Raw genomic sequence first — 24866 nt, 5'->3', positions numbered from 1 at the left:
GCTCGGAAACGGTGCGGATGGCGATAGTTTCTGTGTCGATCCGGTTCAGATCGCCCGTGACGTTATAATCCTATTTCGCGGGGGCAAACGCCTCGTCACTGCGGCGCAATCGCAAAAGCGCGATCCACACCGCAGCGGCAATGGCGGTCTCGACCATGAAATAGCTGCCGATCGTTCCTGAAATGCTGAAAGACCAGGTGGCAAACGCGACGACGACGGAACCGATGAGGTTGCCGCTGTTCCATATCTTGGCGCGAATATCCTGCCGCCCGGATGCGCCGAGTGCTTCAAGCGCCGTTGCCGCAACAGCCATGGGTATCACCGCCCAGCAGAGAACACGGGTGATGACGGGCAGCGAAACATATTCGTCGCCGAACAAGAGGGGCAGGAATGGTGCGATGATGAAGATCGCCAATGCGCTGCCGGCTGCGATGACAAGGGCGGCCTTCAGCACATTGTAGGCACGTTCTATCGTCTTGCTGATGCCCTGCAGGGCGGCGGAGGCCGAGCCGGGATAGATCAAGCGGTTAAGCGCCTCCACGGAGAGATAGGAACTGTCGAGAATCCGCCGGGCGATTGAATAGCTGCCCAGAACCTCGGCGCTGGCAATGGCGCCGAGAACCAGAATATCGGCATTGCCGCGCACGGCCTTGAACAGGAACTGCGTGGAAAACAGAATGCCGATGCGGATTTCATCGCGCACGATCCGGAACACGGGCATGCCGAGCCTGCTGATTGCCTTCACGGAAATCACGGCCGCAATGGTGTGGGCGGCGAGGTTCCACAAGGCCCAGGCCTCCACCGTTTCCACCTTGAAGACGAGGCAGGCGACCACGGCGGCAATCGTGCGGGCCACGGCAAACATCACTTCCAGCTTGTTGGCCGAGGCGAAGTCGGAATGGGCGATGAAACTCTGTGTGGAAAGCGAAATGACTTTCAGGAGAACGAGGTTCGTGATGAGGATCAGAAAGGTGGTGATGAGCGTGTGCAGCAATGTTTCCGAGGTCGGGAAAAACACCGGGATCGTTACCATGCCGATGATGGTCAGCACCACGCCTGTCGCCGCACTCAAAAGGTAGCTGTGGCCGAGCATGACGGGAAACATGCTGCGATCCTGCGCCACGCGGCGGATGAGCGATTCCTGCGAGCCGATGCCGCAGATCTGCACACCCAGGTTGGTCACGGCGGTAATCGAGGCGTAAAGCGCGAATTGTTCGACACCGAGATGGCGGGCGAGCAGGGCAAACGTCAAAAGCTGGGCGGCGCTGGACATCAGCAGTGCCCCGCCGGATGCCATGTAGGTCAATCCCAGTCTGACTAGATGGCCGAACCGCGGCGTATTCAACGACACCTCATTCTCCATGTTTTTTTGACATTGCCGGGCAAATTCAACAATGACCGCCCTGCCTTGCAATATTTCGCGAACTGAAAAAGCCGGTGATCGGCCAGTAATCTGAATGCCAGTAACCTGAATGAATGGCAGTTTCTCCTGTCTTAGCCTTCTTGAGGTAAGAGAGGGTTAAAGCAATTGCACAATAATGATGATAATGACCGTTTATGGTTATTTGGACATGGCCCGGTTTCACAAGGGTTTTGTTGTTCGTCACAAGGCAGGCCAATGATCCGATTTTCCGTTCCCGATGCAGGCGACCATGCCGCGCTTTGCTGATACGCAGTCCATTTCTGCGGAAAGCAGCGCCATGTCGCTTTCGGGCGGCCGTCGTGACGCGATTTTTTTCGTCGTCACGATGCTCTATATCTGGATTTCGGTAGCGCCTTTCGAGAACCTTGCCGCTCCGCCTGTGCCGCACGCCGCTGCAAACCAGCTGACCGGACTGGTGATCGCGCTGATTTTAGGGGTGTTTGCCCTGCGCCACCGGTTGACGGGGCTTTTGCTGCGGCCGCGTCTGCCCATCCTGTTGCTGTTTGCCTGGCTGGTGATCTGCTCGGTGGTTGGAGCGGGGCCTGGCACCTCGCTGCAACGCCTGATCTTCACCGCGCTACTGTGCTTCATCACCAGCGTCCTTGTGGTCATGCCAAGGGACCGGCGGCAGTTCGACCGGATGATGGCCGTTTTCGCCATCATTCTTTTGGCGCTTTGTTATTTCGGGGTGATCTTCCTGCGATCGCGTGCGATCCACCAGCCTTATGATCTTGAGGAAAAAGCGCTTGCGGGTGACTGGCGCGGCATCTTCAACCACAAGAATGCCGCCGCGCCCGCCATGATCATTCTTTTCATGGTCGGGCTTTATCTGCGTAACGCCTGGTCAACGGTCGGCGGTATTGCGATCACGCTGCTGGCGGGGTTCTTCCTCTGGAAAACCAACGGAAAAACCGCCGCGATGCTGTTGCCCGTCACCATCGCGCTGATCTGGATCATGGAAAGACATGCCGGTCGGACATTGCTGATGATCGGCAGTCTTCTGGCTTTCCTCAATGTCCTCGCGGTCGGCTCGACCTATTTTCCGAGCATACAGAACCTCGTCGAAAGCCTGGGGATCGATGCCACCTTCACCGGTCGGACGGACATATGGCGTCTGTCCTTCGACACCTTTGCGCAATCCCCGATCTTCGGGCAAGGTTTTCAGGCGTTCTGGACAAGCGACCGGCTTTTATCGCAGGCCGATATTGCCGGCACCTGGGCGGTCACGGCCTTTCATGCCCATAATGGTTATGTCGAAAGCCTGCTGAATGGAGGCCTGCCGGCCTTTATCCTGACAGTCATATGGCTCGTCATCATTCCCGCAAATGATTTTCGCACGGCGGTCGACCGCGGCACGGATCCGGGTCTGACGCGGCTTTTTGGACGAATTTGGGTGTATGCCTTACTTTCTTCGTGTCTTGAGAGTAATTTCTTTACCGGAACAGGGCCTATCTGGTCGTCTCTTCTGATTGCAATCTATTGTTTGAGGCATCAGGCTTACGACATACTTGAACAGGGGCAGTAATTTGTTGACAGGCCGGGGGGCTGTGTATGACGCAAAAAATCGGAACGATTGCAGACCGGGTCAATAACCGGCTCGTGCGGTATTTTCCGGGACCGGCGGTGCGGATCGAAACATCCGAACCCCTCGTCTCCTTCACATTCGACGATGTGCCGGCGAGCGCCTGGACAAGGGGCGCCCGCATTCTGGAAGAGGAGGGCGTTCGCGGGACGTTTTACATTGCCGGCGTTTTTATCGATGGGCACGATGAAGAGCAGGAGATGATTTCCGCACAAGGTTGTTCCGAGCTTGCAGCGGCCGGCCACGAGCTTGCCTGCCACACCTATTCCCATCGCAAACTTTCGAGCTTTTCACGGCGCGGGCTTGAAGAAGATTTCGACCGTAATGATAGCGTGCTCGGATCGTTCGACGAAAACCGGCACAGGCAGAATTTCTCCGTTCCTTTCGGCATGGCCTCGCCGGTCATGCAGCCCCTGTTGCGGCGCCGGTTCAGAACCGTCCGCGGCATCATGCCCGGCATCAACCGCGGCAGCGTCGATCCGCATAATCTTGCCGCCGTCGAATTGCGGTCGGATCAAAATTATCTCGATGCCGCTGACCGCTGGCTGGAGGATGTTTTGCAAAATGGCGGCTGGCTCATCATTTTCACCCATGATGTTTCGACTACACCAAGCTTTTACGGTTGCCCGGAAGAGCGGCTTCGGGGTCTTGTGCGTCGGGCGACGTCCGGGGGGGCGAAAGTCATGACGGTGGATGCCGCCGCAAATGCGCTCGGCCTCTGAACGTCTATTCTGCTTGGTATAGCGTCAGCGGCTCTTTATCCGCGCGCTTACTGGCTGGCCCAGATAATGCGGGCGATCCATTCCACATCGGCCATGTCGAAGCTGCGGTTCGGGTGTTCGGGATTGAGCGACAGAAGCTCGATGTTCTTGGGGCTTTGCCGCGCCAGCACCTTGGCCATCACTTCACCGTCACGGCTTTTCAGCACCACACGGTCACCGCGCCGCACCTGCGCGCCGGGTTCCACGATGAGGATATCGCCATCGCGGTAAAGCGGCATCATGCTCTCGCCTTGCACTTCCAGTGCGTAGACACCCTGTTTGCGTTCGGGGGAAGAGGGGAATTCCACCACATCCCAACCCTGACCCGCCGGAAAACCGCCATCGTCGAAAAAGCCGCCGGAACCGGCCTGCGCGAAACCGAGCAGCGGAATGGCGTTGTCGGCACCGGAAGGCTGCATGGTCTGCGCCTTGCCGAAAGCGTAGCCGAAGAACTGATCGACACTCGCCCCCGTTGCCTCCAGCACTTTTGATACGGATTCCGTCGAGGGCCAGCGTTTGCGTCCGTCCGGGCCGAAACGTTTCGACTTGTTGAACGAGGTAGGATCGAGACCGGCACGCTTCGCCAATGCCGAAGGCGTCAGCTCATGGCGCTTGGCAAGCGTATCGATGGCGCTCCAGATCGTCTCGTGTGAAAGCATGATAGAAAGCCCGCAGATGGAGCCGATGGCGGAAAAGCTCCTGTCGTTTACCCATCGGAATCTAGACTATATCCGGCCTTGAGTAAAGAAAGGAAAGGAATAAAATCCTTTGGTCATGCCACCATGGCCGATGTATTTATCTTGGCGAGCTGGATGACGGCCTGCGTGCGGCTGTCGACCTTGAGCTTCAGGAGGATCGCCGAGACATGCGCCTTGATGGTGGCTTCCGAAACATTCAGCTCATAGGCGATCTGCTTGTTCAGCAGGCCTTCGGCCAGCATGCCCAGAACCCGGCTCTGCTGTGGCGTCAGCGTTCTGAGCCGGCCGATGAGATCGGCGACGTCCGAATCCTGTTCCTTCTCGCCTTGATGACCCGCCGGTATCCAGACATCGCCTTCCAGAACCGCGCGGATGCCGTCCCTGATATCATCGATACCAGAGGATTTGGAAATGAAACCGGAAGCGCCGAGTTCGATGGACCGGCGTATGGTGGTTGCGTCGTCCGTTGCCGAAACAATGACGATCGGCAGGCTGGAAAATTCCGCCCGGAGCGCCATCAGGCCTGAAAATCCGCTAACCCCCGGCATGGCGAGATCGAGAAGCATCAGATCGGCGTCGTGGCGCGCTGTTGCAGCGCTTCGGGCGGCTTCGAAATCTCCTGCTTCCACAATGGTCTGCTGCCCGTCAAGACCGGAGACGGCCTGTTTGAGGGCACCGCGAAAAAGCGGGTGATCATCTGCAATAATAATGACAAGTTCCGACATTCTGGCCCCCTCCCAAGGGCGTTATGCGGTTCTTTTACGGTACTGGTGCACTCCCTTGCCGGTGGTCGAAACGCACCCGGCTCCTCCGCTCAAGGTTGCGCCAATCGCTTGCGCATTACAAGAAAAAGCTTGTGGAGAGGCGGCCTTTGAAGCTCTCCGCAATAAAAATGCCGTGGAAACTGTGGACAATCTTCGAGCTTTGCGGCAAATCCCGCTGAGTGGAAAGCCTTGGAGAGCCCTATGCAGGAAACGCCCGCGATCATTTATAAAATCGTGCCGGAGACGTTGTGGAGTGCGGCGAGGGCAAAAGGCGTGTTCGAAGGTGCGGCTATCGACCTGACCGACGGCTTTATTCATTTTTCGACGGCGAAACAGGTGGCCGAGACCGCCGCGCGGCATTTTTCCGGCCAGGTCGATCTGCTTCTGATTGCAGTCGACGGCGCAGCGCTGGGCGACAAGCTGGTCTATGAACCCTCCAGAGGCGGTGATCTTTTCCCTCACCTCTATGCGTCTCTTCCTCTGACGGCCGTGCTTTGGGAAACGCCGCTCTCACTCGATCATGATGGCCAGCACCAGTTTCCGGAGATTTTGTGATGAACGGATTATTTTCCTCGATCGGCCGCAAGGGCCTGTTTCTGGTCGATCCGGAAAAGGCGCATGGGCTGTCCATCGCCGCGCTGAAAAGCGGCTTTTTGCCCACCTGCATGGTGCCACATGATCCGCGCCTGCAGCAGACGATTGCCGGTCTCGTCTTCCCCAACCCACTCGGCATGGCGGCGGGTTATGACAAGAATGCCGAAGTGCCGGGGCCGCTTCTGCGGCTCGGTTTCGGCTTCACGGAAATTGGCACCGTTACGCCGAAGGCGCAATCCGGCAATCCGAAACCCCGTATCTTCCGTCTGGTTGAGGATGAAGGCGTCATCAATCGCCTCGGTTTCAACAATGAAGGCCATGCCGCAGCGCTGGAGCGTCTGAAGCAGGCGCAGCTGCGCGGCATTGTCGGGGTCAATATCGGAGCCAACAAGGACAGCGAAGACCGCATTGCCGATTACGTGCGGGGCATCGAAACCTTTTATTCGGTTGCATCCTATTTCACCGTCAACATCTCTTCGCCCAACACGCCCGGTCTGCGCGACCTGCAGGCGCGTGAAAGCCTTGCTGCCCTTCTCGCCGCGGTGCTGGAACGCCGCAAGGCGGAGACTGAGCGCTTCGGCAAACGCATTCCGATCTTTCTCAAGATCGCGCCCGATCTGACCGAAGAGGGGCTGGATGATGTTGCCGAAGAAGCGCTGGCCCATGATCTCGATGGATTGATCGTCTCCAACACCACGCTTTCACGCGAAGGCCTGCGGCCCGGTCCGCACAAAGGCGAAGCCGGCGGTCTCTCCGGCAAGCCGCTGTTCGAGCTCTCGACCACGGTTCTCGCCAAGATGCGCCGTCGCGTCGGCAGCAATATGCCGATCATCGGCGTCGGTGGTGTTTCATCTGCGGAAACGGCTTTGGAAAAGGTAAGGGCAGGGGCCGATCTGGTGCAGCTCTATTCCTGCATGGTCTATGAAGGCCCCGGCCTGCCGTCCACCATCGTCAAGGGCCTGTCGAAGCTGATCGCGCGTGAGCGCGTTCAGTCTATTCGTGACATGCGCGACAGCACGGTCGATCGCTGGGCCGACCGCAAGCTCGGCTGATTCTGGAACGGGGTTGGGGGCGCGCGGCGACGCGCTTGCCCGTGAAGCCCGCTTCCGTCATCTGATCAGGCGCAGAGCACCATCGCCCAATAGGGCCGGTTGCGGCTGGCGGCGTCATAGGCAACCGCGACGCCAAGGCCATTATAAGCCCCAAGCATGTTTTCGAGGTGATGCGGCGAGCCGATCCAGGCCTTGACTACACGCTCGACGCTGTCCTGCCCGGCGGCCACGTTTTCCGCAGCCGGAAGCGGCACCTTGCCATCCTTCATGCGGATGAGGAAACTGTCGGTGAGGCCGATCAGATGCGCCATCTTCTGCGCCTTGACCATGCGGCCGGCCTGATAGGCGGCAGCACCGCTTGCAGCGCCATTGATGGCGAGCGGCGAAAGCCCTTTCGAGCGGCGTAGATCATTGACCATCGGAAGCGCCGCCGCCGTCTCATCGCGGGTGCCGGATGGCATTCCCTTGTTGGTGGGCATGGAAACGCAGGCGGAAAGGACTGAGCCGGCGGAAATCAGCACGAAGCCGCGTCGGGTAAGCGTCTGGAATGATGTGTCGGTCATGTCAGCGGCGATAGCTCAGAAGGCGCAGGATGATGAAGATGGGAATGACGATCGTCGCCCCGAGGATCAGATAGTCGCCGATTGCGCCGAGCGCATGGAAACCGCTGCGCCACAGGTCGACCACGAAATCGCGTGCGCTGTAGATGATGTTCCACGGCGTCAATCCGAAGATCGCCATCAGAAAGCCGACGAGCAATGAAACCACCAGCAGCTTCACCACGGTGCGGGCCACCGTATCACCCAGCATTTTGTTGACCTCACCGGCCATCAGCAAGTCTCCTGTTTTGTCCTGACATATGCAGCACACCGCTTCGATGCAAGTTCGGCGCACTATATCGCGTCATATTCACCAATTCCACGCGTGCGCCATGAAATAGGACTTGAGTTTTTTTATGGCTTGATAAATGACAGCCGACATCTTCTCAGGAATCATTGATGGCCCCAAACCAGTTTTCTTCCGGTGACGTCATTGCCGACCGCCGGGCGGACTATGCCCGCATGTTGGCGGAAAGCGGTGAATATCCCGCCGCCGCCGAACTTATGGAACAGGCGCTTGAACTTGCGCCACGGTGGACGGCGGGATGGTTTCGCTTCGGGGAATATCACGAAAAGGCGGGGGAGACCGCAAAAGCGGTGGCGGCTTACGAAAAAGTCGCCGAGCTTGATAGGGAAGGGCTGTTTGCAGCCGAACTGAAACTTGCGGTTCTCGGCGCCGCGAAAACACCCGAGCAGCCGCCGAGCCGTTATGTGGAAGGGCTGTTTGACGATTATGCCGACCGCTTCGAAACCTCGCTTGTTGAGAAGCTGGATTACAGCGTGCCACAAAAGCTGGCGGAGCTGATCGGCAAGGCGGCGAAAGGCGGCGTCTTCGACACCATTGTCGATATCGGCTGCGGCACCGGCCTGCTTGGTGTCGAAATCCGCTCCCTCGCCAAACGGCTGGAGGGTTTCGATATTTCGCAGAACATGCTGGCCAAGGCCGAGGAAAAGGGTCTTTACGACCATCTCGGCCAGGCCGATCTTTCATTGAATGAAGAGACCTCGGGACTGTTCACCCCGGCACTTGCGCAACATCGCGCCGATCTCGTCGCCGCTGCCGACGTGATGATGTATCTCGGTAGCCTCGAAACCGTCATGCCGCTTGTTTCCGCCCTGCTCAAGCCATCGGGCTTTTTCGCCTTCTCGGTGGAGGATGCCGGAGATGGGGAAGGGTTCGTCCTGCGGGAATCCCTTCGTTACGCCCATTCCAAAAGCTACGTGACCGATCTTCTTGAGCGGACGGGCTTTTCCCTCATCGAAATCCGCAAAACCACCATTCGCAAGGATGCCGGAAAACCCCTTTCCGGCATTCTCTTTCTTGCACGCGCCCAAGGCTGAACATTCCGTTTCTTGCCTTTTTCATGATAGGTCAGTCTTGCTTACATATCCATCTTGATCCGGTATTTTTTGCAGTGCAAAATATACAGGAAAATTGAGGGAAAAAGCGTGAGCAGAACGAGAAGCGTTTACAGCATGTGGAGTTCCGATCCGGCCAAACATGCGCCGGTGGAAGACGTGCAGGGCATTGTTACCGGTGCCATCGTCTCGGCGCTCGGCTTTTATCTCCTGAACAAGGTCGGCCTTCTGACCGGCGGCACTGCTGGCGTCGCTTTTCTCCTGCATTACGCCTTTGGCATCAGCTTCGGCCTGCTGTTCTTCCTCGTCAATCTGCCGTTCTATTACCTGTCCTTCCGCCGCCTCGGCCTTGCCTTTTCCCTCAAGACCTTCATTGCCATCGGCCTCGTTTCGGTGCTGACGGAGGTGGAGGCGCGCTGGATGGTCATCGACAGCATTAATCCGCTCTGGGCGGCGCTGCTTGGTGGTCTGCTGCTGGGTTATGGGTTGCTGGCGCTTTATCGCCACCGCGCCAGCCTCGGCGGCATCGGCATTCTGGCCATCTATATTCAGGACCGTTTCGGCATCCGCGCCGGCCTGATCCAGCTGGCATTCGATGCCTTTGTCATGCTCTGCGCTTTTCTCGTCATTGATCCGGCCACCGTTGTCTATTCGATTGTCGGCGCTTTCGTTCTCAACATTTTCCTCGCCATCAACCACCGCTCGGACAGATACATCGTCGTGCGTTAAGCTGAGCGCTTGAAATTCGTCGTGCTTGGGCGCAATAGCTGGGCAAGGTCGGGCCAGATCGGGCAAGTCAGGGGAAAATGCATGGACGATACCAGTGCGCGCAGGCGATTGAACCTTTGGACGTCGGCGCCCGATCGCCATTCGCTGCTGGAAGATGCGCAGGCTATTCTGGCGGGCAGCATGCTGATTTCACTCGGCGTCACGCTGTTTTCCGCCGCGGGTCTTCTCACCGGCGGTGTGGTCGGTCTCGCATTTCTGGCGCATTATGCCAGTGGCTTCAGCTTCGGCGCGGTGTTTTTTCTTGCCAACCTGCCGTTTTATTATCTCGCCTTCCGTCGCCTCGGCCTTGCCTTCACAATCAAGACCTTCTGCGCCATCGCCATGACGGCATTATTGTCCGAATATATGCCGGGCTTTTTCGCATTTGAGAGCATCAACCCGATTGCAGCCGCACTCTTTGGCGGACTGACAGTCGCCGCCGGCATGCTGGCTCTGTTTCGCCACCGCACCAGCCTCGGCGGTTTCGGCATATTGGCGCTTTATCTACAGGATCGTTTCGGCTGGCGTGCCGGCCTCGTGCAGCTCGCCTTTGATGGCATGGTGTTGGCCTGCTCGTTTTTCGTCGCGACGCCTTTCGTCATCCTCTGCTCCATCCTCGGCGCGCTGGTCATGAACCTTACCCTTGCCGTCAATCACAGGAACGACCGCTACATCGCCATGTAGCGGTCGTCCTTTTTAGATCGAAGGGTCAGGCTGCCTTCGCAGCCGCATCCACCGGGTGCTGCGAGCGGAAGCCCACGGCGATGCGGTTCCATGTATTGATGGCGCCGATGGCAACCGTGATCTTCACGATATCTTCGTCGGAGAACTGCGCCTTGAGGGTCTCGAAGGCATCATCCGGCGCACCGGTTTCGGCAATCCTGGTCACCGCATCTACCCAGCCGAGCAGCGCCCGTTCCTGTTCGGTATAAACGGTAGATTCCCGCCAGACGCTCATCAGGTTGATCCATTGTTCGGCAAGACCGTCATGGCGGCTTTCCTTGACATGCATGTCCACACAGAAGGCGCAGCCGTTGATGATCGAGGCACGCAGCTTGATGAGGTGAACGAAGCGGCGCTCAAGGCCGCTGCTCTGGACATAATTTTCCAGCGCCATCACGGCCTTGAAGGCTTCGGGGGAGGCTTTGGCATAGTTGATACGGGTTTTCATCGGTCTCTCCAGTGGTTGGGGTGTATTTGAGGGCATGCAGTATCCGTCCGGAAAGCTGTCAGGCTCACCGGTATTGGCTTGGCAGGTTTGTCGGTGGTTCTGTCTTTTCGGGTTTCAGCGCGTCATCGTCTTGCGCTCGTTCAACTCCAGAAAGGCGCAGCCGCGCGCGGCAATCCCGCCATCGTCATTGGCGACAAGATCACCCAGAATGTCGGCGATGCTGGTCTTGGCAAGTTCCGCCCGGTAGACCTTCTCCGCTTTCAGCATCGCGGCATTGATGCCGCAAGGCTTGGTGAAATAACGCCCCGGCAAGGGGTTCGGTCCGCGCTGGCGGATTTCCGCGCAGCGAAAGGCTTGCTGCGGTCCTTCGACCGCCAGCACGATATCGAGCAGCGTGATCTTGTCGGTCGCCCTGGCCAGACGGTAACCGCCTTTCGGCCCCGGCACGGTGGCGACAATTCCCGCGCTCGACAGTGATTGCAGGTGTTTCAGAAGATAGCTCGTGGAGACGCCGTGGAATTCCGCAAGCGCCGCTGCCGAAAGCACGCCGCCTTCGGAAAGTCCCGCCAGCATGCCTACGCTGTGAATGGCCTGTTCCACGCCGTCGCCGAGTTTCATCGGTCTTTCCCATGTTCTGGTGCTTCAGTATCGTGGATATTATTTATCCATGATTATGGTTTCCTGTCAAGCGGCCATGTTCCGCCCTTCTTTTTTGCAGCTTTTTCACTACCTTGAAGGCGTGAAACACACCGAGTCTCCCACTTCCGGCACACATGTCGGCACCTTGCCCCTTCCATTCCAGAAATGGTTTGCTGAAAAAGGGTGGTCTCCGCGCGCGCATCAATTGGAGCTTATGGCGCGGGCGCGGGGCGGGGAAAACATGCTGTTGATCGCGCCGACGGGCGCCGGCAAGACGCTGGGCGGCTTCATGGCTTCGCTCACTGATCTGGCGGAACGCGGCAAGGTGCCGCCCGGCTCCGGCTTTGTCGGCGTGCACACGCTCTATATTTCGCCGCTGAAAGCGCTTGCCGTGGATATCGAGCGCAACCTGACGAAGCCAGTCTTCGAAATGGACCTGCCGATTTCCATCGAAACGCGCACGGGTGACACGCCGCAGGCCAAACGTCAGCGCCAGAAGGTCAAACCGCCCGATATTCTCTTGACCACCCCGGAACAGGTCTCGCTGCTGCTCGCCAACAAGGAAGCAGAGCGCTTTTTCAGTGACCTGAAATATGTGGTGCTGGACGAGTTGCATTCGCTCGTCACTTCCAAGCGCGGCCATTTGCTGTCGCTGGCACTCGCCCGGGTGCGCCGACATGCGCCCGATGTGCGCTTCATCGGCCTTTCCGCCACCGTGGCGGAGCCGATGGATCTGCGCCGTTACCTCGCACCGCAGGGACAAGGCGAACCGCCGGCCGGTCTCATCACGGTCGAAGGCGGGGCAAAACCGGACATCGCCATTCTGCAGACGGAAGAACGCATCCCATGGTCGGGCCATTCGGCAAGCTACGCCATGAAGGATTTGTATCCGGCGCTGAAACAGCACCAGACAACGCTGATCTTCGTCAACACCCGCTCGCAGGCGGAAAGGATTTTCCAGGAACTCTGGACCATCAATGACGACAACTTACCGATCGCGCTGCATCACGGCTCGCTGGATGCCGGCCAGCGCCGCAGGGTGGAAGCGGCCATGGCGGAGAACAAGTTGCGCGCTGTCGTCGCCACCTCCACGCTCGATCTCGGCATAGACTGGGGCGATGTTGATCTCGTCGTGCATGTCGGCGCGCCGAAGGGCGCGAGCCGCCTTGCCCAACGCATCGGCCGCGCCAACCACCGCATGGACGAGCCGTCAAAAGCGATCCTCGTCCCCGCCAACCGCTTCGAGGTGATGGAGTGCCGGGCAGCACTGGATGCCAACTACATCGGCGCGCAGGACACGCCGCCGATCGCCGAAGGCGCGCTTGATGTTCTCGCCCAGCATGTGCTCGGCATGGCCTGCGCCGAACCTTTCGATGCCGACGAGCTCTATCGTGAAGTAACGAGCGCTTCGCCCTATGCGGATTTGCCGCGCGCCACCTTCGACCGGGTGGTGGATTTTACCGCGACAGGCGGTTACGCGCTGCGCACCTATGAGCGTTACGCCCGCATCCGTCAGATGAAGGACGGCCGCTGGCGCGTTTCCAATCCGGCCGTCGCCCAGCAATATCGCCTGAACCTCGGCACTATCGTCGAGGCGACGGAACTCAATGTGCGCATGGTCAAGCGCAACGCCAAGGGTACGGTCGGCCGTGGCGGCATGTCGCTCGGCAAGGTGGAGGAATATTTCCTCGAACAGCTGGTGCAGGGTGATACGTTTCTTTTTGCGGGCAAGGTGCTGCGGTTCGAAGGCATCAGGGAGAATGAATGCCTGGTGTCGCAGGCCTTCTCCATGGACCCGAAAATCCCCTCCTATGCCGGCGGCAAGTTTCCGCTTTCCACTTACCTTGCGGATCAGGTGCGTTCCATGCTCTCCGACCCCGCCCGTTGGCAGGCGCTTCCGGATCAGGTGCGCGACTGGCTGGCGATCCAGAAAGAAAAATCGATCATTCCGAAGCGCGACGAGTTGCTAGTCGAAACGTTCCCGTTCCGCAAGCGCTTCTTCATGGTCATGTATCCCTTCGAGGGACGGCTGGCGCACCAGACGCTGGGCATGCTTCTGACGCGGCGGCTGGAGCGGGCGGGCGCAAAACCCATGGGTTTCGTCGCCACCGATTATTCGCTCGCCATCTGGGCCATGGAGGATATCGGCAGGCGGCTGAAATCCCGCCGCTTGTCGCTGACAGACCTTCTTGATGAGGATATGCTGGGCGATGATCTTGAGGCGTGGCTGGACGAATCCTTCATGCTGAAGCGCACCTTCCGCAATTGCGCCGTCATATCCGGCCTCATTGAGCGCCGCCATCCGGGCAAGGAAAAGACCGGCCGGCAGGTCACGGTCTCCGCCGATCTTATTTATGACGTTCTTCGCAGCCATGAGCCGGATCATATCCTGCTGGAAGCGACGCGGCGCGATGCGGCGGCGGGACTTTTGGACATTGGCCGTCTTGGCGATATGCTGAAGCGAATCAAGGGTCATACCACCCACCGCGCGCTGGAGCATGTCTCGCCGCTTGCCGTTCCGGTCATGCTGGAAATCGGCCGCGAGACGGTGGCGGGCGAGGCGATGGATCAGGTACTGGCCGAAGCCGCCGACGAGCTGATCGCCGAGGCGATGTCCTGAAAATAAAGGAACGAATGTAAAAGTGCTGAGCCGGCTGACATTGAGCGACAGGTTTTCCAACGGCTTCGAATGCCTCGGCAGCGAAACCGCCATCAATGGCGTCGCCGCCTGGTGTGACCCGTTGGGCGGGCTTTACCTGCCGGACCTGTCCCTGCTTGTCGTCTCCGATCTGCATTTGGAAAAAGGTGCGGCCTTTGCCCGGCGCGGGCGGATGCTGCCGCCATATGACACCATCGCCACCCTCAAAATCCTGTCGTCCCTCGTCAGCCGCTACGATCCGAAGATCGTCGTCAGTCTCGGTGACAATTTCCACGATCGCGTTGGTTCTCAGCACCTGCCGCTGATGCTGCGCGAACTCATCCGCGAGATGGCCCGTGGCCGCGAATGGATATGGATCAACGGCAATCACGATCCTGATGGCACGGTCGATCTGCCGGGGTCTTCGGTGGATGAGATGTTTTATGGCAGTCTCGTTTTCCGCCATGAGCCGAAGGTCGGCGATGCCGCCGGCGAAATCGCCGGGCATCTGCATCCCTCCGCCACGGTTCGCCGCCGCGAGAAGACGGTCCGGCGGCCGTGTTTCGCCACGGATGGTTCACGTCTGTTGATGCCGGCTTTCGGGGTGATGAGCGGCGGGCTGGATCTGCGCCACAAGGCCATGCGCGGCCTGTTCGATCATGCGGCGCTCGTCGCGCATCTGATGGGACGGGACCGCATCTATTCGGTGCGGTTTTCAAATCTGCTCGGCTGAGCGTATCATCGCCGTTGTCTTTTTGTTTTTACGCATTGTCCGGACGTAAAACCGCTACGCACTTTTGACGGAAATGCTCTATTGCCGGTAAACCAGCACCGGTATCTTCGAGTTCTTCAGTACCTTTGCCGTGACGCTGCCGAGCAGCATCTCGATAAAGCTCCTGCGCCGGTGCGAGGCCATGGCGATGAGGTCGCAGCCGGTCCTGTCGGCGATTTCGACGATCGCTTCGTCCGGCCGTCCCGCCCGTGCCAGCAGGGCTTCGCAATCCAGCCCCATCGACGCTGCGTGCGCCTGCGTGTCTCTGAGAAGATGCTCAGCCTCCTCGCAACGGTGGAATTCTTCTTCGGCAATGGCGGCAATGTCTTCGACGTCGCTCGCAATCACGTGGAAGGGTTCCGATACCGTCACGACGGTCACCTTTGCGCCTGCCTCTCTGGCCAGAGCGAACCCTTTGTCGATTGCGATCTGCGCCAGCGGCGAGCCATCGGTGGGAATGAGAATGTGCTTGAACATGACATTTCTCCTTTTCATCCCGGTTGCAACCGCGCTGCCGCCACTGTCTGGGTGCATGGTTGTAACGCCTTGAATTTTACCGCAAACCGTCAAAGGAAGCGAATGCTATCTTTGCCCTTGCGAGCGGCAAACGCTCTCTTTTTCGCGATGAAAAAGCGGTCAGTCCTTGCGGAAGATGATGCTGGCGCCCCAGCCGGTCACGACGGCCAGCAGAACGCAGAGTGCGCCATAGGCAAGCGGCGTCTGGTGCGCCGCATCGGTGATGGCCTGTTCCATGCCCGTCTTGACGACACGCAGTTTCAGCTCGCGTTGCGCGATGAATTTGCCGCTCTTGAACAGATAGGCGCGAGCCGTGTGCACGCCGTTCGGCACGTTGGCGGGCAGGCGAAGCGTCGCCCAGAACAGGCCGGTGCGCTCCAGTCTCACCCCGGTCGTGTCATTGCGATAGATACCGCTGGAAAGCTTCAGACGCCGATAGGCTTCCTGAAAATCGAAGACATTGTCGGGCACGCCGGAAAACACCGCACTCTTGAGCGACAGGTGGTCAACGCCCAGCCCCATGGCCCGCAAGGTGCCTGGGGAGGCGACATCCGTGATGTCGCGTGTACTGGCCATGGAATAGGATTCCGGCAGCGGCGTGAAGGTGATCGCACTTGTATTGATCCAGATGCCCGCAATACGTTCTTTCTTACGCACGGTCATGTAGTCGGTCGGCCCTTCGAGCGTAACGACAATATCATATTGGCCGATCGCCAGCAGCAGCTGGTCGGTGTTGTTCAACGCGCCGAAGAGGGTGAAATCCGCACCGCGAAAATCGGAGGCGATGGGAATTTCCGTCGTCGATGCGCCGATTTCGATATTTTCCAGCAATGACCGCTGCTGCGTACCGGGAGGCAGGGCAAGCGGCGGCGTCTGTGCTGAGGCCATGCTCCCAAAGGCAAGGCACGGCAAGAGCAGAAGGGCGGCGATGAGCAGGCGAGAGGTCAATAGCCCAGCCCTCCCACGGCGACCGAAAACAGGTCTTCCGGGCGCACCACCAGCGAGACCGCAAGACGAAGGGCGACCGCGAGCACGAGAAGGGCGAGAAGGGCGCGCAATTGTTCGCCGCGCAGTTTCTGCCCGACGCGCACGCCATATTGCGCGCCGATGACACCCGCCACCATCAGGATGAAGGCCAGCACCACATCGACGGAATAGTTGGTCGCCGCCTGAACGATGGTCGTATAGGCGGTCACGAAAATGATCTGGAACAGCGATGTACCGACGACGACATTGGTCGGAATGCGCAGAAGATAGATCATCGCCGGCACCATGATAAAACCGCCGCCGACACCCATGATCGAGGTGAGGATGCCAATGCCGAAACCAAGGGTGACGATGGGAATGATGCTGAGATAGATCTTCGATTTCTTGAACCGCATTTTCAGCGGCAGGCGGTGCACCCAGTTGTGATGGCCCGGTCGGCGCAGCGTCACGGTTTCGTTGCGGGCGGCGCGGCGCAGCGCCGAAATGCTCTCCTTCAGCATCAGTGCGCCGACGGTGCCGAGCAGGATGACATAGAGCAGCGAAACGATGAGATCGAGCTGGCCGATGCTGCGCAGGAAGGAGAATATCCACACGCCGACCGTCGCCCCGACGAGGCCACCGACAAGCAGCACACTGCCGAGCTTGATATCCAGCGTGCCGCGCCGGAAATGCGTGATCGAGCCGGAGACGGAAGAGGCAACCACCTGGTTAGCACCCGTCGCAACAGCCACGACTGGCGGGATATTGTAGAAAATCAGCAGCGGGGTGATCAGAAAGCCGCCGCCCACGCCGAACATTCCGGAAAGAAAACCGACGGCCGCGCCCATGCCGAGAATGATGAAAATGTTCACCGACAGTTCTGCGATCGGCAGATAGACAGTCACGGCTCGGACCTCGGGCAAATGGTTCCGGGCGGCAGGGCTTGTCCGGGTGAGGGGGCCGCGCCGCGATTTACACTTTCTGTCTGAAAAGACCGGGCATGCCCAGCCTTCATCCGTCATGCCCGCGAGGGCCTGACCTGTCAACATTCAACGGTAAATACGTTGATAATTTGGAAAGATAGCGGCTGTGTGTCGATGGCCAGCCACATTCCTGCGCCGAGTGGTGCAAAAGCGGCCAGGGCGGCCGCTTCACCTGTTCCGGAAGGCTTACTTGTTACGGGCGAGCAGTGCAGTCACCAGTTCATTGGTAATGCGCCCGTCGGGTGCCTGACCGACGGATTTCTGGAAATCCTTGATGGCGGTGACAGTGTTCTTGCCGAGCTTGCCATCCGGCTGGCCGGCATCGAAGCCGTTCTTGTTCAGGATCGCCTGAATGTTGCGGATCGCCTTTTCCATGTCCACGGAGGCGGTCTTCACACCTTCCTTGCCAGCCCACTCTTCAGGCGGGTTGACGCTGTTGGTGTCTTCCGAAAGCGGCTTGACCTTCCAAGCGTCCACCTTGGACTTGGCGCTCTGAAGCTGTTGCGGGTTCATGGCTCCGGCAACCTCGTCACGCTTCTGGGCGGCGTCCGCATCGCCATCCTTGGCGGCAATCGCGAACCATTTGTAGGATTCCTCGATATCCTGCTTCACGCCGCTGCCGCGGGCATAAAGAATGGCGAGGTTGAACTGGCTGTCGCGCACGCCGAGTTCCGAGGCCTTGATGAACCATTGCGCCGCAGCGGTGAAATCCGGCTGGCCGGCCGCGTCGGATGCGAGCAGGACGGCGAGGTTGTGCATGGCGCCGGCATTGCCCTGTTCAGCAGCCAGCGTGTAGTAGCGCTTGGCCTCCGAAAGGTTGCGCTCCACACCGTTCGCCTTCTCGTAAAGATTGGCGAGACGGTATTGCGCAGGCGCCAGGCCACGATCCGCCGCAAGCTTGTACCATTTCGCTGCTTCCGCACGATCGGCGGTAACACCACGACCTTCGGTATAACGGGCGGCGATCTCGAACAGCGCCTGCGTTTCGCCCTTGGCGGCCGCTTCGGCCAGAGATGCGGGCTCAATGCCGGCGGGAACCGCGATGGCGTCCTGCGGTGGAACAACGGTGGTGACGGTTTGCGTCGGAGCCTGCGGTTCGCTCTTTGCGACCGTGTCTGGCGTTGCCGGGTCCACGACCGACACATCGGCAACCGGCGGCTCGTCTGCGAGCGGTGCGCCGCCAATGGTGCGGGCATCGATGCTGTTCTGCGCCGGCGCATTATTCTCGATGCTATCAGCCGATGCCGCCTGCTCGGGATCGATGGCGAGATCGGAAGGGATGGTCACGGCCTTGTCGCCGGTTTCGGGAAGTGCCGAGACCGGTGCATTGTCCATCTTCTGCTCGATGACTGGTGCCGGAGCTTCCGCGCCACCGATCATCGTCTTGACGAGCGGCATGGCCATCATGGCGAGAAGAATGGCGCCGATACCAAGCAGCAGCGGGCGACGATAGCGCGACAGCGCCGAAGCGTCGGCCTTGCGGCTCTTCTTGCCGGTTTCGAGCTTTTCTGGCGATGTTTCCATGGCCGCAGCCTGTGCTGCGCGGCGGGCGGCGGCAATGAAATCCGTCCGTCCTTCGGCATCTACGGCCTTGCCGCTGGCAGCCACCTGGCTGGCGCGCACACGTTCCAGTATCTTCTTGATGTCAGGGGCGCCCGAACCCGGCTCCAGAAGTTCGTTTTCCTGGCCTGCGGGCAGCACGTCGATCGGGTCGAGCGATGGAGCCGGCTCCACCTGCGTGCGGGCAGAGGAGGCCGAGACCGGCTCTTCCGCAGCTTTGACGGTCTTCGCCGTGCTGGTCTTGAACCGTTTCGTCAGGCCGGCAAGCAGGCTCTTCTTTTCCGCCTTGGCGGGTTTTGCGGCAGCTGGCGGCACAACGGCCATCGCATCCGCTTCGTTTTCGTCGGCGTCGAGAATCGCCTGTTCTTCGGCGATGTAACCTTCTTCCGGGAAGATGGCGGCTGGCATGGCCACATCTTCGCGGGCGGGCGTGACCATATGCTGCGCAACCTTGCGGGGCGCGGCCTCTTCGCGATAGGCGGGAGCGTTGTCCAGGCTATCGAGACGGCCGGCGATCTGCACCAGCGTCTCATGCAGCGCCTCAAAAGTGCGGTGCGTGCGCTCTTCGGTATTGCGGCTCAAGGCTTCGAGGCTGCGCAGATCGGTTGCAAGATCGGTCAGCATCGTCATGTCGGCGAGGTTTGCGCCAGCCGAAAGATTGTTGCGGGTATAGGCGTCCAGAACCGCTTCGGCCGCCTGCCGAGCCGCTTCGATGATATATTCGTCGTTCGACGCCATATAGTCCTCGATTGCCGCCATGCGGGAGTCGAGTTCCGGCGACATGCCGGCCGGCTGGTGGTAGCCCGGCTGGCTGATCAGCGAGGAAAGGTGGGCGATCTGGTTTTCGAGGCTTGTGAGCGCGCCGCTATCGGCGGGGGCGGCATGAGCGGTCTCGTCAAGACGCGCAGCGATATTGCCAAGCCGCTCTTCCAGGCGCGAAAAGGCGCTTTCGCTGAGGCCCGATGCCGGCTGCGGCTGGCTGTATCGATAATCGAGGTCTTCAATGCGGCGCGACAGCGTATCGAGCCGTTCTGCCAGGCCATCATTGACGGCGCCATGATCCAGCGCATCGATCTTGCGGGAAATGTCGCTGAGGAAAGACGTCAGTTCCGCCTGCTGCGAGGGGCGCTGCGACCGCTCCAGAAGCAGCGAAAGCTGGTCCAGCCGCTCATGCAGCTGGGCGGCGTCGCGGGCGGTGCTGAGTTCGTCAATCTTGCCAGACAGCGCTTCAAGGCGGGCAGTCAGGTCCAGTGCCGGCTCAGGCTTGGCGGCGGCGAGGCGGTTGATATCGCCGAGCTGTTCGGCAAGGCCGTTCAGACGGGTTTCCAGCCGCTGCGCCAGCGCATTATCCGTAGCCTGCGTGTTGGAGCGGGTATTGGTCGCGGCAATGGCGCGGCTGATTTCGTCCAGCCGCTGGTCGAGACCGGAAAACTGTTCGGTAAAGGCGGCCTCATTGGGCTGCATATGCTTGCCGAGCTGCTCCACGGCGCTGGCAATCGCAATCAGCTTTTCCTCGAGCACACGCACGGCCGGATTGTTGCTCATGCCGCCAAGCTGGGTCTTGATGTCATCAAGACGATAGGCAAGCGACACGATCTCATCCTGCAATGAGGTCGCATCGAAACCGCGCAACGTGTCTTCCACATTGTTCCAGCGGCTTTCGATCCGGTGCACGCTGTCTTCGCGCGCAAGCTGGTCGATGGTGAGACGCAGGTCTTCGAACTCGTTGCGCAGCCCGTAGGCGTCAGGAGATGCGAGGTTGCCGAGCTGGTCGATGCTGCCGGCAAGCCGGGCGATGTCATCGCGCAGGTCGCCGATAAATTGCTGGTCTTCCGCCACCGCGCGAATATTGCGGATTTCGGTCCGCAGCCCCTGCGCTTCGCGGGCCACGCCCTCGGAAATATCGTGCTTCAGCTCATGGCGAAGATTGACGAGCGCCTGCGCGATCTCCTGCAGGGCGGCGTCATTGCGCTGCGGTTCCTGATATGGCGGAATGGAACGCACGCGCGGAGCGGCGTTGGCCGTCGTGTTTTGAACGTTCGGCCGATATTCCGGTGCAAGCGGGCGGGTAATTGTCCGTTCCGGACGCGCAACGGGTTCCTGCGGGCGCTGGAAGCTCGCCTCGAGAAGGCGCTGGCGCTGGCGGATTTCGTTGACGGGGTCAAGTTGCGGCGGGGTAACCGTGGCGCGGGGTTCGCGCGGCGCGGCGTAAGCCTCGCCTTTCGGCTCGGGCGCGGGGCTCGGACGCGGCTCGCGCGGAAACTTCTGGCTCATCAGCCCTTCAATACGGGCTTCAAGGCCTTCAATGGTGCGATTGAGAGCATCAAGAGACGATCTGTCGCTTGGCTGTTGGTTATTCGATCGCAATCCGTTCATCTTCTCGCTCGCTTCGCTTCCGCCCGCTATGCCCGGTTGTTGTCGCGACGTTGCCTGCCTGTGCATGCCGTCGCTGCAACATGCAGCAATTCCAGAGCCGGTATTCGCCCCCTTGGAGGAAAATGCGCCGATGAACGAAGCAGTTACCTCTTGTCGGAGAATTCACGAAACGTGGTAAAGAAGTGGTTAACTATGGTTGGAATTTTTTAACTTTTGTGGCGCGGGGGCGGGCCGCGCCGGGCTGAGCAGCCATTTGGGAGGAGAGGATCGGCGAGATTCCGTTGAAATTTATTTGACGTTTACGCGCACGTCAAATATTGTCATCCCATATCCGCCGGATTGTCTCCGGCCCCACGATGCGGAGGAACATCGGTAATGCCTGTTTACAAGGCCCCAGTCAAAGACACGCTTTTTATCCTGAACGACGTTCTCGGCCTCGAGCGGTATAACAACCTGCCCGGCTTTGAAGATGCAACCCCTGACATGATCGAGGCCATTACCGGCGAGGCGGCGAAGCTTGCTGAAGAGCGGCTTTTCCCGCTCAACCTTTCCGGCGATCAACAGGGCTGCAAGCGCGCCGATGATGGTTCGGTTTCCGTGCCTGACGGGTTCAAGCAAGCCTATGACGCCTATTGCGAGGGCGGCTGGATCGGTCTTGCCGTTCCGTCTGAATTTGGCGGGCAGGGCCTGCCTTATACGCTCCATGCGGCGATCGGCGAATATATGTCTTCCGCCAACCTGTCGCTGATGATGTATCCCGGCCTGACGCAGGGCGCGATTGCCGCAGTCCTCGTGCATGGCACTCAGGAGCAGAAGGAAACCTGGCTGCCGAAGATGGTGGACGGCACATGGTCCGGCACCATGAACCTGACCGAACCCCATTGCGGCACCGATCTCGGCCTGCTGCGCACCAAGGCGGTGCCGCAGGGCGACGGCACTTACAAGATTTCCGGCCAGAAGATCTTCATCTCCGCCGGCGAACATTCCATGACGGACAACATCGTTCATCTGGTGATTGCCCGCATCGAAGGCGCGCCAGAGGGTACCAAGGGTATTTCGCTGTTCATCGTGCCGAAATTCCTGGTGAAGGACGACGGCACGCTCGGGGAGCGCAATGGCGTCACCTGTGGCGCGATCGAGCACAAGATGGGCATTCACGGCAATGCCACCTGCGTCATGAACTATGATGATGCGACAGGGTATCTGCTGGGTGCGGAGAACAAGGGCCTTTCGGCCATGTTCGTGATGATGAACGAGGCCCGTTTGGGCGTCGGCTTGCAGGGGCTTTCCGTTGGCGAGATCGCCTATCAGAACGCTGTCGAATATGCCCGTGAGCGCATTCAGGGCCGCTCGCTTTCCGGCGCGAAATTCCCGGACAAGAAGGCCGATCCGATTATCGTGCACCCGGATATCCGCCGCACGCTGATGACCATCAAGGCCTATAACGAGGCGGGCCGTGCTTTCCTTCTGTGGACCGCGCTGCAATCCGATATCGCCCATCGCTCGACCGACGAGAAAGAGCGGCAGGCGGCGGATGATCTGCTTAGCCTCGTTACGCCGATCCTGAAAGGCGTGTTGACCGACAAGGGCTTCGACCACGCCGTGATGGCTCAGCAGGTCTTCGGCGGCCACGGTTACATCGAGGAACATGGCATGAGCCAATATGTCCGCGATGCGCGTATCACCATGATTTATGAGGGCGCCAACGGCATTCAGGCTCTCGATCTGGTCGGCCGCAAGCTCGGCATGAATGGCGGCCGCGCCGTCATGGCGCTGTTCAAGGAAATCGGTGATTTCTGCGAGGAAAACCGCGCCGACGAAAAGCTTGCGCTTTACACCAAGGGTCTGAAGAAGGGCTTGAACGACCTGCAGGCCGCAACCATGTGGTTCATGCAGAACGCCATGGCCAAGCCCGACAATGCCGGTGCCGGTTCGACAGACTACATGCATCTCTTTGGCATCGTGGTGCTGGGCTACATGCAGGCGCGTATGGCGAAAGCCGCCAGCGAAGCGCTTGCGGCGGGTAGCGCTTCGGATGAGGATTACCTCAAGACCAAGCTTGTCACGGCAAAGTTTTACATGGAGCGCATCATGCCGGAAACGGCGCTGCGCAAGGCCCGCATCGAAACCGGCGCGGACACCATGATGGAACTGGCTGCGGAAGCATTCTGAGAAGGTTGGCGGTAAGCACGCCATAGGGAGAGAGTTTATGACCGACGTTTACATCTACGACCATGTCCGCACCCCGCGCGGACGCGGCAAGAAGGATGGCAGCCTGCATGAGGTGCCCTCCGTTCGCCTTGCCGCCAAGACGCTCGAAGCCATCCGTGACCGCAATGGGCTCGACACCTCTGCTGTCGATGACATCATCATGGGCTGCGTCGATCCTGTCATGGATGCCGGTGCAGTGATCCCGAAGGCTGCCGCCTTCGAGGCCGGTTATTCCAACAAGGCACCGGGCATGCAGATCTCACGCTTCTGCGCTTCGGGTCTCGACGCCATCAACTTCGCGGCTGGCAAGGTCAAGGCGGGTTCGGACGATATCGTCATCGCTGGTGGCGTGGAAAGCATGTCGCGCGTCGGCATGGGCATGTCGGGCGGTGCATGGTACATGGACCCTTCGGTCAATTTCCCGGCCTTCTTCATGCCGCAGGGCGTTTCCGCCGATCTCATTGCCACGAAATACGGCTTTTCCCGTGACGATGTCGATGCCTACGCGGTGGAAAGCCAGAAGCGCGCGGCGCATGCCTGGGAGAAGGGCTATTTCAGCAAGTCAGTCATTCCGGTGAAAGACCGCAACGGCCTGACGATCCTTGACCGCGACGAGCATATGCGCCCCGGCACGGACATGCAGGCGCTTGCCTCCCTCAATCCTTCCTTCCAGATGCCCGGCGAAATGGGCGGTTTCGAAGCCGTCGGCATCATGGCCCACCCGGAAGTGGAGCGCATCAACTACGTCCACCACGCCGGCAACTCGTCCGGCATCGTCGATGGCGCTGCCGCCGTGCTGGTTGGTTCGAAGGCGGGCGGCGAGGCAATGGGCGTGAAACCGCGTGCCCGCATCAAGGCCTTCGCAAATATCGGCTCCGACCCGGCGCTGATGCTGACCGGCCCGGTGGACGTGACCGAAAAGCTGCTGAAAAAGACCGGAATGTCGCTTGCCGATATCGATCTTTTCGAACTCAACGAGGCCTTCGCCGCCGTGGTGCTGCGTTACATGCAGGCTTTCGATATCAGCCACGACCGGATGAACGTCAATGGTGGCGCCATCGCCATGGGTCATCCGCTGGGCGCAACCGGCGCGATGATCCTCGGCACGGTGCTGGATGAGCTGGAGCGGCGCGATCTGAATGTGGCGCTCGTCACGCTTTGCATCGGCGCGGGCATGGGCACGGCGACGGTTATCGAGCGGGTTTGAGAGGCTGGTCATGAGGCGCGAGGTTTACGAGCGACCCAAGAACGAGATCGAACAGCAGCTGGCTCGGCACAATCTGGAAAAGGACATGGCACAGGATCATAAGGCGTCCATCCGCCCCGTTTCTCCTGTCTACGTCCAGCGGCTCCGGGCAGAGCGTTGGGGTTTGGTTGTGTTTCTCGTTCTCGTGGTCGGTTGTATCAGCCTCGTGATCGGACTGTCGTAACCGC

The 24866-nt window shown here is 59.7% G+C and carries 23 protein-coding genes; 12 read left to right on the top strand and 11 right to left on the bottom strand.

What is annotated here, in order from left to right:
* Nucleotides 1-70: 70 nt before the first annotated feature.
* On the bottom strand, nucleotides 71-1363 hold the full coding sequence (gene uppX, locus FCH38_RS22810; RefSeq protein ID WP_174375263.1) for a Wzx-type polysaccharide biosynthesis protein UppX: 1293 nt from the start codon (nucleotides 1361-1363) through the stop codon (nucleotides 71-73).
* Nucleotides 1364-1652: 289 nt separating this feature from the next.
* On the opposite strand from uppX, the gene uppY reads away from it, so the two are divergent.
* Entirely contained in the window at nucleotides 1653-2948 is a 1296-nt protein-coding gene (uppY, locus tag FCH38_RS22805; protein ID WP_174375262.1) for a Wzy-type polysaccharide biosynthesis protein UppY, read from the top strand.
* A gap of 26 nt (nucleotides 2949-2974) precedes the next feature.
* On the top strand, nucleotides 2975-3727 hold the full coding sequence (locus FCH38_RS22800) for a polysaccharide deacetylase family protein (RefSeq protein WP_174375261.1): 753 nt from the start codon (nucleotides 2975-2977) through the stop codon (nucleotides 3725-3727).
* Nucleotides 3728-3774: 47 nt separating this feature from the next.
* On the opposite strand, the gene FCH38_RS22795 is transcribed toward FCH38_RS22800, so the two are convergent.
* Nucleotides 3775-4425 carry a S24 family peptidase gene (locus FCH38_RS22795; RefSeq protein ID WP_046800522.1) on the bottom strand — a complete coding sequence of 217 codons (651 nt, stop codon included), beginning with the start codon at nucleotides 4423-4425 and terminating at the stop codon, nucleotides 3775-3777.
* Nucleotides 4426-4538: 113 nt separating this feature from the next.
* Complete coding sequence (locus FCH38_RS22790) at nucleotides 4539-5189, bottom strand: response regulator (protein WP_149898515.1); 651 nt, start codon at nucleotides 5187-5189, stop codon at nucleotides 4539-4541.
* Nucleotides 5190-5429: 240 nt separating this feature from the next.
* On the opposite strand from FCH38_RS22790, the gene FCH38_RS22785 reads away from it, so the two are divergent.
* Both FCH38_RS22785 and FCH38_RS22780 read left to right on the top strand, forming a co-directional pair.
* On the top strand, nucleotides 5430-5783 hold the full coding sequence (locus tag FCH38_RS22785) for a DUF952 domain-containing protein (protein WP_149898516.1): 354 nt from the start codon (nucleotides 5430-5432) through the stop codon (nucleotides 5781-5783).
* Entirely contained in the window at nucleotides 5783-6874 is a 1092-nt protein-coding gene (locus FCH38_RS22780; RefSeq protein ID WP_174375260.1) for a quinone-dependent dihydroorotate dehydrogenase, read from the top strand. Before FCH38_RS22785 ends, FCH38_RS22780 begins: the two co-directional genes overlap by 1 nt.
* 65 nt (nucleotides 6875-6939) lie before the next feature.
* On the opposite strand, the gene FCH38_RS22775 is transcribed toward FCH38_RS22780, so the two are convergent.
* Together FCH38_RS22775 and FCH38_RS22770 are read right to left on the bottom strand one after the other, a co-directional pair.
* Nucleotides 6940-7437 carry a CAP domain-containing protein gene (locus tag FCH38_RS22775; RefSeq protein ID WP_153513140.1) on the bottom strand — a complete coding sequence of 166 codons (498 nt, stop codon included), beginning with the start codon at nucleotides 7435-7437 and terminating at the stop codon, nucleotides 6940-6942.
* 1 nt (nucleotide 7438) lies between these two features.
* Entirely contained in the window at nucleotides 7439-7705 is a 267-nt protein-coding gene (locus FCH38_RS22770; protein ID WP_045022252.1) for a DUF6460 domain-containing protein, read from the bottom strand.
* A gap of 167 nt (nucleotides 7706-7872) precedes the next feature.
* Here FCH38_RS22770 and FCH38_RS22765 point away from each other — a divergent pair, with 167 nt between their 5' ends.
* The 3 genes from FCH38_RS22765 (at nucleotide 7873) to FCH38_RS22755 (ending at nucleotide 10284) form a co-directional block, all read left to right on the top strand.
* Nucleotides 7873-8814, top strand: coding sequence for a methyltransferase (locus FCH38_RS22765; RefSeq protein ID WP_174375259.1), 942 nt, complete (start codon nucleotides 7873-7875; stop codon nucleotides 8812-8814).
* 135 nt (nucleotides 8815-8949) lie between these two features.
* Entirely contained in the window at nucleotides 8950-9561 is a 612-nt protein-coding gene (locus FCH38_RS22760) for a YitT family protein (RefSeq protein ID WP_153514106.1), read from the top strand.
* An 81-nt stretch (nucleotides 9562-9642) separates the two neighbouring features.
* The gene (locus FCH38_RS22755) at nucleotides 9643-10284 is read left to right on the top strand and encodes a YitT family protein (RefSeq protein ID WP_137083434.1); all 642 of its coding nucleotides are present in this window, start codon (nucleotides 9643-9645) and stop codon (nucleotides 10282-10284) included.
* A gap of 25 nt (nucleotides 10285-10309) precedes the next feature.
* On the opposite strand, the gene FCH38_RS22750 is transcribed toward FCH38_RS22755, so the two are convergent.
* Together FCH38_RS22750 and FCH38_RS22745 are read right to left on the bottom strand one after the other, a co-directional pair.
* Complete coding sequence (locus FCH38_RS22750) at nucleotides 10310-10771, bottom strand: carboxymuconolactone decarboxylase family protein (protein WP_149898519.1); 462 nt, start codon at nucleotides 10769-10771, stop codon at nucleotides 10310-10312.
* Between the two features lie 114 nt (nucleotides 10772-10885).
* Nucleotides 10886-11389 carry an RrF2 family transcriptional regulator gene (locus tag FCH38_RS22745; protein WP_174375258.1) on the bottom strand — a complete coding sequence of 168 codons (504 nt, stop codon included), beginning with the start codon at nucleotides 11387-11389 and terminating at the stop codon, nucleotides 10886-10888.
* 49 nt (nucleotides 11390-11438) lie between these two features.
* On the opposite strand from FCH38_RS22745, the gene FCH38_RS22740 reads away from it, so the two are divergent.
* Nucleotides 11439-14030 (top strand): ligase-associated DNA damage response DEXH box helicase, encoded by a 2592-nt coding sequence (locus FCH38_RS22740; RefSeq protein ID WP_236776685.1) that lies wholly within the window; start codon nucleotides 11439-11441, stop codon nucleotides 14028-14030.
* Between the two features lie 22 nt (nucleotides 14031-14052).
* Complete coding sequence (gene pdeM / locus FCH38_RS22735) at nucleotides 14053-14781, top strand: ligase-associated DNA damage response endonuclease PdeM (RefSeq protein WP_174375256.1); 729 nt, start codon at nucleotides 14053-14055, stop codon at nucleotides 14779-14781.
* A gap of 78 nt (nucleotides 14782-14859) precedes the next feature.
* Here pdeM and FCH38_RS22730 read toward each other — a convergent pair whose 3' ends face one another.
* The 4 genes from FCH38_RS22730 to podJ all read right to left on the bottom strand — a co-directional run bounded on the left by FCH38_RS22730 (nucleotide 14860) and on the right by podJ (nucleotide 21221).
* Nucleotides 14860-15297, bottom strand: a complete 438-nt coding sequence (locus FCH38_RS22730) for a universal stress protein (RefSeq protein WP_149898523.1) — start codon at nucleotides 15295-15297, stop codon at nucleotides 14860-14862.
* Nucleotides 15298-15456: 159 nt separating this feature from the next.
* A complete protein-coding gene (locus FCH38_RS22725; protein WP_174375255.1) occupies nucleotides 15457-16284 on the bottom strand; it encodes a TIGR02186 family protein in 828 nt (275 codons plus the stop codon).
* Nucleotides 16281-17207, bottom strand: a complete 927-nt coding sequence (locus FCH38_RS22720) for a sulfite exporter TauE/SafE family protein (protein WP_149898525.1) — start codon at nucleotides 17205-17207, stop codon at nucleotides 16281-16283. Before FCH38_RS22720 ends, FCH38_RS22725 begins: the two co-directional genes overlap by 4 nt.
* A gap of 264 nt (nucleotides 17208-17471) precedes the next feature.
* Nucleotides 17472-21221: a cell division protein PodJ gene (podJ, locus tag FCH38_RS22715; RefSeq protein ID WP_174375254.1), complete on the bottom strand. Its 3750-nt coding sequence runs from the start codon at nucleotides 21219-21221 to the stop codon at nucleotides 17472-17474.
* Between the two features lie 375 nt (nucleotides 21222-21596).
* Between podJ and FCH38_RS22710 the strand changes: the two genes are divergently transcribed.
* From FCH38_RS22710 to FCH38_RS22700, 3 genes are read left to right on the top strand one after another with little or no spacing between them, the layout of a single operon-like run.
* Nucleotides 21597-23393 (top strand): acyl-CoA dehydrogenase C-terminal domain-containing protein, encoded by a 1797-nt coding sequence (locus tag FCH38_RS22710; protein ID WP_174375253.1) that lies wholly within the window; start codon nucleotides 21597-21599, stop codon nucleotides 23391-23393.
* A gap of 37 nt (nucleotides 23394-23430) precedes the next feature.
* Nucleotides 23431-24639: an acetyl-CoA C-acetyltransferase gene (locus FCH38_RS22705; RefSeq protein WP_174375252.1), complete on the top strand. Its 1209-nt coding sequence runs from the start codon at nucleotides 23431-23433 to the stop codon at nucleotides 24637-24639.
* A gap of 10 nt (nucleotides 24640-24649) precedes the next feature.
* Complete coding sequence (locus FCH38_RS22700) at nucleotides 24650-24862, top strand: hypothetical protein (protein WP_174375251.1); 213 nt, start codon at nucleotides 24650-24652, stop codon at nucleotides 24860-24862.
* Nucleotides 24863-24866: the final 4 nt, after the last annotated feature.

Source organism: Agrobacterium tumefaciens (assembly GCF_013337285.1).
GTDB classification, from domain to species: domain Bacteria; phylum Pseudomonadota; class Alphaproteobacteria; order Rhizobiales; family Rhizobiaceae; genus Agrobacterium; species Agrobacterium burrii.
Note: the sequence above shows the minus strand (reverse complement) of the source record. Positions and strands in the feature narration are given on the sequence as shown.

What these genes read in the sequence shown, in the direction of transcription:
- FCH38_RS22790 (WP_149898515.1), bottom strand. Translation starts at nt 5,189, where the DNA reads ATGTCGGAACTTGTCATTATTATTGCAGATGATCACCCGCTTTTTCGC.
- FCH38_RS22780 (WP_174375260.1), top strand. Translation starts at nt 5,783, where the DNA reads ATGAACGGATTATTTTCCTCGATCGGCCGCAAGGGCCTGTTTCTGGTC.
- FCH38_RS22745 (WP_174375258.1), bottom strand. Translation starts at nt 11,389, where the DNA reads ATGAAACTCGGCGACGGCGTGGAACAGGCCATTCACAGCGTAGGCATG.
- FCH38_RS22755 (WP_137083434.1), top strand. Translation starts at nt 9,643, where the DNA reads ATGGACGATACCAGTGCGCGCAGGCGATTGAACCTTTGGACGTCGGCG.
- FCH38_RS22700 (WP_174375251.1), top strand. Translation starts at nt 24,650, where the DNA reads ATGAGGCGCGAGGTTTACGAGCGACCCAAGAACGAGATCGAACAGCAG.
- FCH38_RS22775 (WP_153513140.1), bottom strand. Translation starts at nt 7,437, where the DNA reads ATGACCGACACATCATTCCAGACGCTTACCCGACGCGGCTTCGTGCTG.
- uppY (WP_174375262.1), top strand. Translation starts at nt 1,653, where the DNA reads ATGCCGCGCTTTGCTGATACGCAGTCCATTTCTGCGGAAAGCAGCGCC.
- FCH38_RS22785 (WP_149898516.1), top strand. Translation starts at nt 5,430, where the DNA reads ATGCAGGAAACGCCCGCGATCATTTATAAAATCGTGCCGGAGACGTTG.
- FCH38_RS22795 (WP_046800522.1), bottom strand. Translation starts at nt 4,425, where the DNA reads ATGCTTTCACACGAGACGATCTGGAGCGCCATCGATACGCTTGCCAAG.
- FCH38_RS22730 (WP_149898523.1), bottom strand. Translation starts at nt 15,297, where the DNA reads ATGTTCAAGCACATTCTCATTCCCACCGATGGCTCGCCGCTGGCGCAG.
- FCH38_RS22765 (WP_174375259.1), top strand. Translation starts at nt 7,873, where the DNA reads ATGGCCCCAAACCAGTTTTCTTCCGGTGACGTCATTGCCGACCGCCGG.
- FCH38_RS22800 (WP_174375261.1), top strand. Translation starts at nt 2,975, where the DNA reads ATGACGCAAAAAATCGGAACGATTGCAGACCGGGTCAATAACCGGCTC.
- FCH38_RS22750 (WP_149898519.1), bottom strand. Translation starts at nt 10,771, where the DNA reads ATGAAAACCCGTATCAACTATGCCAAAGCCTCCCCCGAAGCCTTCAAG.
- FCH38_RS22760 (WP_153514106.1), top strand. Translation starts at nt 8,950, where the DNA reads ATGTGGAGTTCCGATCCGGCCAAACATGCGCCGGTGGAAGACGTGCAG.
- FCH38_RS22770 (WP_045022252.1), bottom strand. Translation starts at nt 7,705, where the DNA reads ATGGCCGGTGAGGTCAACAAAATGCTGGGTGATACGGTGGCCCGCACC.
- uppX (WP_174375263.1), bottom strand. Translation starts at nt 1,363, where the DNA reads ATGGAGAATGAGGTGTCGTTGAATACGCCGCGGTTCGGCCATCTAGTC.
- FCH38_RS22705 (WP_174375252.1), top strand. Translation starts at nt 23,431, where the DNA reads ATGACCGACGTTTACATCTACGACCATGTCCGCACCCCGCGCGGACGC.
- podJ (WP_174375254.1), bottom strand. Translation starts at nt 21,221, where the DNA reads ATGAACGGATTGCGATCGAATAACCAACAGCCAAGCGACAGATCGTCT.
- FCH38_RS22710 (WP_174375253.1), top strand. Translation starts at nt 21,597, where the DNA reads ATGCCTGTTTACAAGGCCCCAGTCAAAGACACGCTTTTTATCCTGAAC.
- FCH38_RS22740 (WP_236776685.1), top strand. Translation starts at nt 11,439, where the DNA reads ATGATTATGGTTTCCTGTCAAGCGGCCATGTTCCGCCCTTCTTTTTTG.